Raw genomic sequence first — 12286 nt, 5'->3', positions numbered from 1 at the left:
GCCCACCAGCGCCCAGCCGGGGCCGTGCGGCTGGCGGATATAGCCGGGCGCGCCGCGGAACGCCTGCAGGCGAGTGTCCTTCGGCGCCAGGGCCGCCTGTGCGGCAAGAGCCGGCGAAAGCGCTTCGAGCACATCCATGCGGGCACGCGCATGGCCGAGGCGGAAGCGCTGGTCGAACAGGCCGGTCGGCACCGAGGCGACGATGCAGGCGAGGCCGTCATTGGTCGGGATGAAGGAGCCGGCGATCCCGTCGCGGAAGTACCAGTGATAGCCGGCGCCCGGCTCGGCCGGCGCATAGCCATAGACATGGGCGGCGGACACCGCGCCGCGCCGCAAGGGCTGGGCGTCGACGCATTTTGCCACCAGCGAGCCGATGCCGTCGGCGCCGACCACGATATCGGCGCTGACCCGCAGGGATGCGCGGCCGGCAGCGCGGATCTCGACGCCGCGCACCCGCCCGCGTGTGTCGGCGAAGAGGTCGCCGACAGCGACTTCGTGCAGGATCTCCGCGCCGGCCTTGCGCGCCGAGTCGACCAGGATGCGGTCGAGCACGGTGCGCCGCGGCGCGATCAGGCCGGGAAGCTCCGAACCGGAGGCAAGCGGGATTGTGATCTCGTCGTCGCCATAGTGGAACGTCGTCGTCTCGATCAGCGGCGTCCCGGCCTCGAGCAACGGCTCGAGCAGGCCCCAGCGCCACAATTGCAGCACCGCGGGCCGCATCAGCGCATGTGTCGACAGCGTGTCCGAGCCATAGGGCTTGCGGTCGATCGCCAGCACCTTGAGGCCCGCGCGGGCGAGCAGCATCGCGGTCGCGGCGCCTGCGCAACGAGCGCCAACGATGATCGCATCGTAATGGCCGCGCCTGGGGGAGGCCATGAGGGAGATGGGATTGATTGCCATGGTCGTCGTCCTCAAGCGGCCTTGCGGCCGTTTCGGCCGAGATGACGGGAGATTTCGGAGGCGATCGCCTCGGCATCCGCGCCGACGCCGCCGATGAAGTTGGAATCGCGCTTGCGCAGGAAGCGGAAGCCGAGCGCGTAGAGGCCGGGCACGCTGGTGACGCCGCCCTGATGCGCGAGCTCGCCATCGGCGCCGAGCGCCAGCGGCTCCAGCCAGCCGAAAGAGCGCGCATAGCCGGTCGCCCAAATGATGGTTCGGATCGATCCGTCGGCCAGCGACAGCCGCTCCGCGGGGGCTGCCGGCATCACCACCGGCTCGGGCCGGTATGGTGTCGCCACACCCGCGAACCGGTCGATCTGGTCGAGCAGGCGCGCCTGCTTCGCTTCGGCTGACGCGATATGGTGGCTGAGATCGCCTGCGAAGCCGATCTCGCGGTCGCCGACGCCGCGCACCCGCCCGGTGAGTTCCACGCCGAGCGCCTGCAGCGTGGCGAGATCGACATCGGCCCTGTCGGGCCGGCCGGCGAGCTGCAGCGATGGCTGGCGCCGGGCGCCTTCCGGATTGGCGAGGTCTTCGGGGCGCTGCGCCATCAGACCCATCGCGCAGAGCCAGAAGAAGATATCGTGGCCGCGCCATGTTCTGGGCAGCCGCGTATGCTTGCCGACCGAAAGCACCACGCGGCGCCCGGCGCGGGCGAGCTCGTCGGCGATCTGCACGCCGGAGGATGACGCGCCGACGACCAGCACGCCGCCGCCCGGCAGCTCGCCGGGCGAGCGATAGTGCGAAGCGTGGATGCTGAGCGGCCCGCGGAGGGTCTCCGCTGAAAAAGGGATGAGCGGCCGGTCGCAATGTCCCGTCGCGACTACGACCGCGCGGGCCGACCAGTGGCCGGCGCTGGTGCGCAGGGCAAAGCCGTCGCCGGTCCGCTTGGCAGCGAGGACCTCGACATTGGTCTCGACCGGCGCATGCCATTGCCAGGCGTAGCGCTCCAGGCTTTCCACGAACGCCCCTTTGCTCATGAAGCCGTCCGGATCGCCGCCCTTGTAAGGCGAGCCGGGGAGCGCATTCAGCCAGTTCGGCGTGAGCAGCCGAAGCGAGCGCCAGCTCTGCGAGCGCCAGCGCTCGCCGATGCGCCCGCGCTCCAGCACGGCATGGTCGATGCCGGCCTGGCCGAGGCAATGGCTGAGGGCAAGGCCGGCCTGGCCCGCGCCGATGATGACGACCGCGCGTCTCATGGTTCAGTTCCGTCCAAGGAGAGGGAAGCGGCCCGGACCGGTTCCGGACCGCCTGGAGGCTTACTGGATGGTCTTGATGCCGACGGTGACCGGCACGCCCTTGGTCAGCACGTCGAAGACGGCCGAACGGGCACGCGACTGCTCGACCAGCTGCTGGAGCTTTTCGGCCGGCGCGTCGCCTTCGATCTCGAACGACACATGGATGTTCTGGAAGCCGTTGCGGACCTCGTCGGAGATGCCGAGGATGCCGCGCAGGTCGATGTCGCCGTCCACCGAGCACTTCACCTTGGTGAGCTTGATGCCGCGCGCGGCGGCGATGTTGGCGACGCCGGCCATCAGGCAGCCAGCCAGCCCGTGCAGAAGCCACTCGACCGGGGTCGGCGCATTGTCGGCGCCGCACAGGATCGCCGGATGGTCGGCGTCGGCATAATGCGGCTTCTCGTGCTTCTGCTCGTTGCCGGCGCCGAAGAAGCCATGCATGACGGTCTTGCTGTGCGTGCCCTCGATCCACTCATTGTGGGCGCGGAACTGGAACTTGGCGAGCTCCGGCTGCCCGGCGACGAAATTGATCGTCGCCATCAGGTTCGGCGTGTCGACGCCATTGAGAGGAAGCCGTGCAGGTTTGGTGTTGGGTTGCATCATCATCTCCAAGGTTGTTTTGCGGCTTGGTTGCCGTGACGGCCTCTGTTTGCCGTTGGAGCGTTTGAACGAGAGTGGATGCGACCGTGGAATTTTTCATACGCCCACCGTGGAAATTGGCGTCGGGCGTATCGTTTGAAACGGACTGGCACACCGCTTGAGCCTATGCGCCGGAATGCAAAAACCCCGGGCGTTCGGAAGAGCCCGGGGCTTTTCGACGGCGTGGCCGCAATCGCTATCCGCGATTAGCCGATGGTGCGGATGTCCATCCCGCCGGTGCCGGAGGCAGCGCGGCGCGTTGAGGTGTAGTAGTCGATTCCCGAACGGGTGATGCCCATGTCCTTGAGCAGATAGTCAGGCATGGCGTGCAAGGCGGCGCGGTCGCTGTGCATCCTCATCGCATGATAGAAAAGCCTGAGCGCTCGGCCGGCAAAGCCGATCGGGCGGTAGCCCGCGGTTCTAAAGGCAGTATGTTCCAAACTCGTCATCGTCGTCTCCATCCTTTGCGGCGCGACCATTTCGCGTCGTCGATGGCAGGACTGTCGCTGACGACCGGGGGAGCCAGCGTTGGAGCGGGCGTCGAAACTGCCGTGGAATCTGGCGATTTCTCGGTTTGAAATCATCCTTTGCCAATGGGCACGGAGCGCGTCCGCGTCGAAGCTGAATGAGGTTGGCGGCTCGCACCCTGGCCGAAACCCATGCAGCGGGCAAGCCGGCCTTCGAACCGGTTCAGGAGCGAAACAGGCAGGAGAAGCAACCAGATGCCTGTCCTGGCGTTGAAGGACAGCAGCCGGCTCACGAGGCCGCAAGCCGTGGGCCGCCGCGAAATGCTCTTTGGGAGCAGCGCTCATGCCTCCACTGGTGCTCTTTGTCGTCAAGAACCTCGCCATCGGGGCGATCATCGGGTTGGCCGTAGCGTGCTGGCTCCTGGCTTTCGGCACGCTCGGCAGCCATCTGTCGTCGGGCGGGGGCGACTATGTGGCTGCCGGGATGATCGCCTATTCGATGGCGTCTTGCTTCGGGATGGGATTCCTGGCCACGGCCCTGATGTTTCTGGAGTAAGCCGTCTGCCCAACGCCGATGCCCCGGGACGTAGGGCCTGCCGCTCCAGCGAAGCAATACCGTAAACGACCGCCGGTAACCGCCCGCCTTTACCTTTCCGCAAACGCCCTTGCGAACGAATCCATCATCGGCCGCACCAGATATTCGAAGAAGGTCCGGTCGCCGGTGCTGATGAAGGTGTCGACCGGGGCGCCGGGGTAAAGCTGTTCTCGCTTCACGCCGGGCGGCAGGGCATCGGCGATCTTCAGCCTGGCTCGGAAATAGGGCTCGTGGGTGGTTTCGTCGATCAGCCGGTCGGCTGAGATCTCGCTCACCGTGGCCGGCACCTCTGGCGTGAGCCGCGCGTTGAGCGCCGACAGCCTGAGCTTCGCCTTCTGGCCGACATGCACCTGGTCGATGTCCCTCGGCCTGAGCTTTGCGTCCACCACCAGGCCCGATGACGTGGGCAGGATCTCCATGATCTTCTCGCCGGGCGCGACCACGCTGCCTTGCGAATTATAGGTGGAGGACACGACAATGCCCGCCGCCGGCGCGGTGATCGTCGTGCGCTTCAGCACGGCTTGCGCGGCGCGCATCTGCTCCTCGATGTCGGCGAGGTTGGTGCGCACGTCGTCGAGCTTGGTCAGCGCCTCCTCGACGCGCTGCGTGGTGGCGCGCTCGGTCTGCGCTTCGGCCTCCGCGATCTGCGTGTTGGCGGAGGCAAGGTACGCCTCCAGCGCGCCGGCCTGACCGACAAGGTCGGCCTCCGAGCGCAGCAGCTGCGAATATTCCGTGCGGTTGGTGAGGCCCTTGCTGAGAAGATCGGTCTTGATGCCGAGCTCCTTCTTCACCACTTCGGTCTGCTGCTCGATGGCCGCCTTCTGCGCGTTCAGGCCCTTGACCGACTCGCGATGCATGGCGACGCGCTGCGCCAGGATCGACTGCTCCGAGCGGAAGCGCGCGAGCCTTGCGTCGAACTCTTTCTGCTGTTCGCGGATCAGGTTCTGGAACTCCAGCTGGAACGGCGCCGGCGCGGGCTCGGCGATGGGCGCAAGCCGGTCCAGCCCGTCGCGCTCGGCCTCCAGCCGCGCGGCATTCGCCTTCAGCGCGATCCACTGGCGGGTCAGCCGGTTGAGCTCGGCCTCCGGCGCGGTCCGGTCGAGCAGGATGAGGTCCTGGCCTTCGCGCACGTGGTCGCCTTCATGCACAAGCAACCTGCTGATGATGCCACCCTCCCGATGCTGGATCAGGACGTTGCCGCCGGTCGCCGCGATCGTGCCCTGCGTGATCACCGCGCCGGCCAGCGGGGCGCTCGCTGCCCAAGTGCCGAAGCCGCCGACGAGAAGCGCGATCGCCACGTAGCCGGCCAATGCTGTGCGCCGGAAATCGGTGCGCGGGCGGTCGTCGAAGCTGAGGCTTGGCGCGGACATCGTCTACGACCCGTGGCGGATGGTCTGCGAGGCGCGGATGACCGGAGCGAACGATCCCGTCACCACCGTGCTCCGCTGCGCGCCTTTGCCCTTGTCGACAGTCGACTGGCGCAGCACCTCGGCGCTCGGTCCGAACGCCTCGATGACGCCGCCGCGCAGGACCATCACGCGGTCGCAGGCCGCTGCGATCGAAGGGCGATGCGTGATGACGATCGTGGTGACGCCCGCCGCGCGCGCGGCCGCCAGCACCGCTTCGAGCGCCGTTTCGCCGGCGCCATCGAGATGCGTGCTCGGCTCGTCCAGCACCAGGATGCGCGGATTGCCGTAGAAGGCGCGCGCCAGCCCGATCCGCTGGCGCTCGCCGCCCGACAGCGTCCCGGCGACCATCGTCTGGTAGCCGTCGCGCAGCGAAAGGATCAGCTCATGCGCCTCGGCGCGTTTTGCCGCCTCGATGATCGCCGCGTCGTCCGCGCCTGCCTCGAAGCGGGCGATATTCTCGCTGACCGAGCCGGGGAAAAGCTCCACCTCCTGCGCCAGATAGCCGATATGCCGGCCAAGCTGGTTCTCGTCCCAGGTCCTGAGCTCGGCGCCGTCGATCCGGACCGAGCCGCCGCTCGGCTGGGTCGCCCCGACAAGCAGCCGCGCCAGTGTCGATTTGCCGGCGCCGCTCGGGCCGACGATCGCCACCGCTTCGCCGGGCTGAATCGCGAAGCTCAGCCGCTTCAGGATCGGCTCGGCGCCGAACGTCGCATTCGGCCCGATGAAGAAAAGATCCTGCGCGGCAATCGCGCCGGTCGGATCGGGCAAGGTCAGCTTGCTCGGCTGTGCCGGCTGCGCCGCGAGCGCGACCTGCAGCCGCGACCAGGCGCGCCTGGCCTCACCGATCTGCCGCCACGAGCCGATCAGCTGGTCGAGCGGCTGCAGCGCGCGCGACGACACCAGCGAGGAGGCGAAGATCATGCCGGCCGTCATCTCGCCCTTCAGCACCAGCCAGGCGCCGGCGCCGAGGATCGCCAGCTGCAGCATCATGCGCAGCGCCCTGGAGGCGCCGCTGAAGATCGCGTTGGCGCTGGCCGAGCGGTCATGCAGCACAAGCGCTTCCGCCACATGCCGTCCCCAGGCGCGCGCGGCGTTTTCCACCATGCCCATGGCGCGCAGCGTCTCGGCGTTGCGAGCGAAAGCCTGCTCGGCCCGGCTGGCCAGAGCCGAGCGCTCCGCGGAGAGCGCGTCGTTCCTGCCGATGGCAAGCTGGTTGGCCACGACCAGCACGACCAGCAGCGCGGTGCCGCCGAGCGTCACCCAGAACAGCACCGGATGGATGAGGTAGAGCAGGCCGAGGAAGACCGGCGCGAAGGGCAGGTCGAACAGCACCGCCACACCGCGCGAGCGTATGAAGGCGCAGACCGCGGCGAGGTCGGCGAGAGGCGACGGCGCAGCCCGCTCGCCGAGCGAAGCGGCGAAAACCGTCGCGCCCAACCTGTCATTGACGGTGGCGGCGATGCGCTGCGTGTAGACGGCGCGGACGGCGTCGAGAAAGCCGAGGAAGCCGAGCGCCGCGACTGCGATGACCGACAGATAGACCAGCGTTTCGACGCTGGAGGAGGGCAGCACCCGGTCATAGACCTGGAGCAGGTAAAGCGGGACCACCAGCAGCAGCAGGTTGATCAGCAGCGAGAACAGGCCGACGTCGCCGACTGCGCGCAGGAACACGCCGCGTAGCGAAACGGGCCGCAAGCTGGTCGGAGGGCGCTCTCGCGACATTGCCCTGGACGCCTAGGCTGTGTGTTCGGCCGTGACGTTCAAATGGCTCTGCTGCAGTTCGTCCAGCGTGTAGGCGTGAATGTAGTCGATCTTCATCTGGGCCGGCGTGGCGAGATGATCCGGCGGCGCGCCGGCCTGGCCGCCGACCGCGAGATCGACCAGCATGTACATGGGCTTGTTCATGTCCGACGGCGTTGCCGCTTGCGCGACCTGCACGCCGTCATAGGTCCAGACCAGCTTGTCCGGCGTCCACAACAGGCCGTAGGTGTGGAAGCCGGCGGTATCCATGACGTTCACCGTGGATCCGACCGTTGTGTGCTGCCCCGTCTCGAGGGTATGCGCGGTCATCAGCAGCGAATTCGGCTTTTGGCCATACATCTCCACCACGTCGAGTTCCGGCGGCCACGAACCGTCTTCCGGCAGCAGCCAGAAGGCCGGCCAGGCGCCGGCGTTTTCCGGCAGATCGGCGCGCATTTCGAAATAGCCATAGGTCTGCGAGAATGAGTCATGCGTGGTGAGCAAGCCGGAGGTGTATTCGTAATTGTTGATCAGCGGCTTGATGTCGGCCGGCGCCTGCGCCGCGGTGATGGTGAGCACGCCATTGTCGATGCTGAACGGATGCACCGAGCTGGTCGGGGCGTAATTGGGGTCGATATACCACTGCAATTCGCCATTGCGGGTCAGCGTGCTGCCGTTCGCCGCGCCCCACCAGAAGTTGGTATCCCAGGTGCCGCCCTGGCTGTTGTTGAGGTTCAGCGTGTTGAACTCGTCGCTGAAGGACAGCGTCATGCCGGACTTGTCGATCGGCAGCTCGAACTGGGTGGGCTGGAACTTGTCGATGGTCGTGTTCTTGAATTCGAGGATCTCGCCCGATCCGAGGTTCAGAACCACATTGGGTCCCGCCTGGATCATGCTGTCGTGGATGGCGGCGAAGGAAGTAAAGCCGTAGCCGTCGAGCCGCACGGTGTCGTTCGCGGCGAAATTGACGATCGAGTCGCTGCCATTGCCCTTGGCGATGATGAAAGTGTCGGCGCCGCCGCCGCCGCCATCGATCAGCACGTCGTTGCCCGCGCCGCCGTCCAGGGTCTGGCCGCCGCCCTTGGCGGTGATGATATTGTCCAGCGCATTGCCGAAGGCATAGTTGTGGGCATTGGTGACGACGAGGTTCTCGACATTGTTGGGCAGCGTGTAGCTCATCCATGTGTTGATGGTGTCGACGCCCTGGCCGGCGTACTCGACCACCTTGTTGCTTGCCGAATAGAGGTAATAGATGTCGTCGCCTTGGCCGCCATACATGGTGACGTTGACGCCGCTGGAGGCCCAGATGGAGTCGTTGCCGCTGCTGCCGTTGAACGTCCCGGGCGAGGACGCCGAAAACCAATGGTTGGAAGCGCCGCTATAATAAAGAGGAACGCCTATCGCGTTGACGACGAAGCTCATCGGACACTCCTTCCGTGCTGCCCCGCCCGGAGGTTCATTGCAGGTTCAAGCGCCTGCTTCGAACCAAATTTGCAACATGGATTATCGTTCCCGAAAATAAGCAAATAGTACAGAGAAAATCGGCGGTATTTTTATCGATATTTTTGCATAGATAGAATAAGTGGTGTCTAATGCAATTATGACGTGAGACTTTCTCAATTTTACTTAATTTTGCAAGGTTTTCTGCCGAGGGATTGTGCAAATGCCTTGGATGGGTGCATGTGGTGCAGCGCAGCCGCCCATAGCAGCCGGCGATGCAAAATCGGCGCCGGGCTGCCTGCCGGACAGGGGAGGGGTGGTTCGGTGCTATTGAGCCGTTCCGCACCGCAAACCGCGACAAGGCGATCGGGCAAAAAATTTGACAGCCTCTGTCGGATCGGCTGGAGGCTGCCCGTCCTTGGGGCATCGATCAACGAAACCAGAGAGGATATCGAGACATGCCGAGCACCATCCACCTGCACCGCGTCCTGGCGACCAAGCCGGAGAAGGTCTATCGCGCATTCGTTGAGGCCGACGCGCTGGCCAAGTGGCTGCCGCCGAACGGCTTCACCTGCACGGTGCATGAGTTCGAGGGCAAGGTCGGCGGCGCCTACAAGATGTCCTTCCGCAACTTCACCACCGGCGGCAGCCATTCCTTCGGCGGCGAATTCGTCGAGCTCGTCCCGGGCGAGCGCCTGCGCTATACCGACCGCTTCGACGATCCCAATTTGCCGGGCCAGATCGAGGTGACGGTGACCTTGAAGAAAGTGTTGGTGGGCACCGAGATCAACATCACCCAGGCCGGCATACCGGACGCCATCCCCGCCGAGGCCTGCTATCTCGGCTGGCAGGAATCGCTGCGCAACCTGGCCAAGCTCGTCGAGCCGGAGATCAATCAATAGTCTTGGGCAAACCGGCGCGGTTGCCGTGATCCTCCCGCCTGGAATTGCGTCAAACCGAGAAACGTGGCGGCCGGGTTCCCGGCCGCCGCGTCCCCCAAGGTAAGCAATATTTCACCAAGCGCTGATAAAAGCCGCTGCCATGGATCGCAACAAGAACAACGACCTCTTTGTCCTGATGGCCGCGCTTGCGGCCATCGCGATCTACAACATTGCCTGCGGCATCAAGACGGGCGAAGTCCGGGGCAAGCTGCACTGGGTCGCGCTCTCGGATGATCCGACACGGTTCTGGAACATCGTGGTCGGCAATTCGATCGTCCTGGTGGGCTCGATAGCCTTCCTATGCGTTCTGTGGGTGATCAATTCACGCAAGCCGGGATGATCTGAGGCGACATATCCCACAGGGCGATAAGCAAAATTTCATCGGACGCGGTTAGACCACGCTCCATGGATCGCAACAAAACCGACGCCGTCTTTGTCCTGGTGGCGGCACTCGCCGCCTTCGCGATCTATAACCTCGCTTGTGGCCTGAAGACCGGCGAAATCCGGGGAAGGCTCAACTGGATTTCGTGCGCGGACGACCCGACGCGCTTTTGGAGCAACGTTATCGGCAACCTTGTCGCTGTCGTTGCGCTGTTGGGCTTTCTCTGGTTGCTGCATCGTCGCGGCGGCAAGTGACTTTTCGCCCGGCAAGACCGGGCGCCGTCCTGCCGCGGCGGGACTTACAGCGCCCTTGTGATGCCCCCATCCACGCGGATGTTCTGCCCGGTGATGTAGGCCGCTCCATCCGAGGCCAGGAACGAGATGGTCGCGGCGATCTCCTCGGACGTGCCGTAGCGCTTCATCGGCACGCTGTCGCGGCGCTCCTCGGTCGCCGGCAGGCTGTCGATCCAGCCGGGCAGCACATTGTTCATGCGGATGTTGTCGGCGGCATAGGTGTCGGCGAAGATCTTGGTGAAGGCGGCAAGCCCGGCGCGCGCTACGGCCGAGGTTGGGAACATCGGGCTCGGCTCGAACGCCCAGGCGGTCGAGATGTTGATGATGACGCCTGATTTCTGTTTCTGCATCACCGGCGTCACCAGCCGGGTCGGGCGCACGGCGTTGAGGAAATAGGTGTCGATGCCCTTGTGCCAGTCCTCGTCGCTGATCTCGATGATCTGCGCGCGCGGCCCGTGGCCGGCGCTGTTGACCAGCACGTCGATGCGGCCCCAGCGCTCCAGCGCGCCGTCCGTGAGGCGCTTCAGGTCGTCATTCGACTGGTTGGAGCCGGTGACGCCGAAGCCGCCGAGTTCCTTGCCCAGCGCCTGGCCCTTGCCGGAGGAAGAGAGCACGCCGACCTTGAACCCGTCGGCCGCCAGGCGCTTCGCCGCCGCCGCCCCCATGCCGCTGCCGCCCGCCGTCACCAGAGCTACTTTTTCGCCTGCCATGTCGCTGTCCACTCGTTGGAATTGTTGAAAGCGATCCTGTTAGCATGCGCGGGGCAGGTGATGAACCGGATTGGATTGCGCCAACGTATGAGGGCTTAGGTTCCTCGCCCCCGCCAAAGTGTACAGACTGGGGAGATGGTGGACAGGCGTTCGGAGACATCGTGGACACTTCCCGATCCTTGGATCGGGAGGGATGGAATGCCGTTCTACGAGGTGTCCATGATGGATCAGAAGCGAGAGTTCGTGGAGTTTGCCTTGCGAGAGGGGGCGAATGTGCGCGAACTTTGTCGACGGTTCGGGATCAGTCCGACGACCGGCTATAAGTGGCTCGAGCGATACCGGTCGGAAGGGCCGGCTGGATTGGTCGAACGATCGCGTCGCCCGCACTTGAGCCCGCAACGCACCGCTTCGGCAATTGAGGCAAGGGTGTTGCAGGTATGCGACGAGAGCAACGACGTCTGGGGCGGTCGCAAGATCAGACAGGCGATGAAGAGACATGGTGAGCTCGACATCCCGGCGGCGAGCACGATCACCGCGATCCTGCGTCGTCATGATCGGCTGACGGAGGCGACAGCAGCGCAACATCCGGGACCCTGGCAGCGCTTCGAGCGGGAGGCTCCCAACGAGCTGTGGCAGATGGACTTCAAGGGTCACTTCGCCATCCATGGCGGGCGCTGCCATCCGCTCACCACGCTCGACGATCACTCGCGCTTCAACCTGGTGCTGTCCGCCTGCGGCGACGAGCAGGGCCGGACGGTACGCCGGGAGCTGGAGATTACCTTTCGCCGCTATGGCTTGCCGCTGGCGATGCTGATGGACGGCGGCTCGCCGTGGAGCGATTCCGGCGGTGAGCCTTACACCGGCTTCAGCGTCTGGCTGTTGCGGCTCGGCATCCGCGTGCTGCACGGTCGGCCGCGCCATCCGCAGACCCAAGGCAAGGAAGAACGCTTCCATCGCACACTCAAGGCCGAGGTAATCAACGGGCGAAGCTTCGGCGATCTCGCCGAGTGCCAGCGAGCCTTCGATCGGTGGCGCCCGCGCTATAACTACGAACGACCACACGAAGCACTCGACATGGCCACGCCGGCCGAGCGCTACCGGCCGAGCCCGCGCAGCTTTCCCGACGTCCTGCCCGCGATCGAGTACGCACCGGGCGACCAGGTTCGCAAGGTCGACAGTGATGGCTTCATCAGCTTCAGGAACCGACCCTGGCGACTCGGCAAGGCATTGCGCGGCGAGCTGGTGGCGCTTCGCCCGACCGTCGAGGATGGTGTTTTCAGCGTGCACTACTGCTCGCATAGAATTGCCACCCTGAACCTACGTCAGGGCGCTAGCGAGACCTGTGACTTGTGGACAACGCTGAGCGTTGCCCACAGGGTCCACAGGCCGAACAACAAAAACAACCCAGCAGTTCGTGATGAACAAAAGCGTCCACGATGTCCCCGAACACCCGTTCACCTTGTCTCCAGCACAAACACAAAGGCGGGGGAGAGGTG

The 12286-nt window shown here is 65.3% G+C and carries 12 protein-coding genes and 1 pseudogene; 5 read left to right on the top strand and 8 right to left on the bottom strand.

Annotated elements, in window-relative coordinates:
* The 4 genes from EOA23_RS25140 to EOA23_RS35790 form a co-directional block, all read right to left on the bottom strand.
* The coding region (locus tag EOA23_RS25140) for an FAD-dependent monooxygenase (protein WP_127306130.1) at positions 1 to 900 on the bottom strand (900 nt) is incomplete at its 3' end.
* 11 nt (positions 901 to 911) lie between these two features.
* Positions 912 to 2135: an NAD(P)/FAD-dependent oxidoreductase gene (locus tag EOA23_RS25135; RefSeq protein ID WP_127306129.1), complete on the bottom strand. Its 1224-nt coding sequence runs from the start codon at positions 2133 to 2135 to the stop codon at positions 912 to 914.
* A 60-nt stretch (positions 2136 to 2195) separates the two neighbouring features.
* On the bottom strand, positions 2196 to 2774 hold the full coding sequence (locus EOA23_RS25130) for an OsmC family protein (protein ID WP_245463250.1): 579 nt from the start codon (positions 2772 to 2774) through the stop codon (positions 2196 to 2198).
* A 245-nt stretch (positions 2775 to 3019) separates the two neighbouring features.
* Positions 3020 to 3262 (bottom strand): DUF1127 domain-containing protein, encoded by a 243-nt coding sequence (locus EOA23_RS35790; RefSeq protein ID WP_189341703.1) that lies wholly within the window; start codon positions 3260 to 3262, stop codon positions 3020 to 3022.
* Positions 3263 to 3623: 361 nt separating this feature from the next.
* Between EOA23_RS35790 and EOA23_RS35785 the strand changes: the two genes are divergently transcribed.
* Entirely contained in the window at positions 3624 to 3836 is a 213-nt protein-coding gene (locus tag EOA23_RS35785; protein ID WP_126061570.1) for a hypothetical protein, read from the top strand.
* 89 nt (positions 3837 to 3925) lie between these two features.
* Here the strand turns inward: EOA23_RS35785 and EOA23_RS25120 are convergent, their stop codons facing one another.
* The 3 genes from EOA23_RS25120 to EOA23_RS25110 all read right to left on the bottom strand — a co-directional run bounded on the left by EOA23_RS25120 (position 3926) and on the right by EOA23_RS25110 (position 8446).
* A complete protein-coding gene (locus EOA23_RS25120) occupies positions 3926 to 5245 on the bottom strand; it encodes an HlyD family type I secretion periplasmic adaptor subunit (protein WP_127306127.1) in 1320 nt (439 codons plus the stop codon).
* 3 nt (positions 5246 to 5248) lie between these two features.
* Positions 5249 to 6955 (bottom strand): type I secretion system permease/ATPase, encoded by a 1707-nt coding sequence (locus EOA23_RS25115; protein ID WP_245474340.1) that lies wholly within the window; start codon positions 6953 to 6955, stop codon positions 5249 to 5251.
* Positions 6956 to 7018: 63 nt separating this feature from the next.
* Positions 7019 to 8446 carry a family 16 glycosylhydrolase gene (locus EOA23_RS25110; RefSeq protein WP_127306125.1) on the bottom strand — a complete coding sequence of 476 codons (1428 nt, stop codon included), beginning with the start codon at positions 8444 to 8446 and terminating at the stop codon, positions 7019 to 7021.
* A gap of 476 nt (positions 8447 to 8922) precedes the next feature.
* On the opposite strand from EOA23_RS25110, the gene EOA23_RS25105 reads away from it, so the two are divergent.
* The 3 genes from EOA23_RS25105 to EOA23_RS25095 all read left to right on the top strand — a co-directional run bounded on the left by EOA23_RS25105 (position 8923) and on the right by EOA23_RS25095 (position 10041).
* Entirely contained in the window at positions 8923 to 9366 is a 444-nt protein-coding gene (locus tag EOA23_RS25105; protein WP_126061566.1) for an SRPBCC family protein, read from the top strand.
* A 139-nt stretch (positions 9367 to 9505) separates the two neighbouring features.
* Positions 9506 to 9745, top strand: a complete 240-nt coding sequence (locus tag EOA23_RS25100) for a hypothetical protein (RefSeq protein ID WP_126061565.1) — start codon at positions 9506 to 9508, stop codon at positions 9743 to 9745.
* Between the two features lie 65 nt (positions 9746 to 9810).
* Positions 9811 to 10041, top strand: a complete 231-nt coding sequence (locus EOA23_RS25095) for a hypothetical protein (RefSeq protein ID WP_127306124.1) — start codon at positions 9811 to 9813, stop codon at positions 10039 to 10041.
* Positions 10042 to 10085: 44 nt separating this feature from the next.
* On the opposite strand, the gene EOA23_RS25090 is transcribed toward EOA23_RS25095, so the two are convergent.
* Positions 10086 to 10790, bottom strand: a complete 705-nt coding sequence (locus tag EOA23_RS25090; protein ID WP_127306123.1) for an SDR family oxidoreductase — start codon at positions 10788 to 10790, stop codon at positions 10086 to 10088.
* Positions 10791 to 10988: 198 nt separating this feature from the next.
* Here EOA23_RS25090 and EOA23_RS25085 point away from each other — a divergent pair.
* Positions 10989 to 12116 (top strand): annotated as a pseudogene (locus tag EOA23_RS25085) (IS481 family transposase); the annotation flags it as partial.
* Positions 12117 to 12286 lie beyond the last annotated feature (170 nt).

The organism is Mesorhizobium sp. M2A.F.Ca.ET.042.01.1.1 (assembly GCF_003997405.1).
GTDB lineage: Bacteria > Pseudomonadota > Alphaproteobacteria > Rhizobiales > Rhizobiaceae > Mesorhizobium.
The sequence above is the reverse complement of the archived record's forward strand: the minus strand, read 5'-3'. Positions and strand labels throughout refer to the sequence as shown.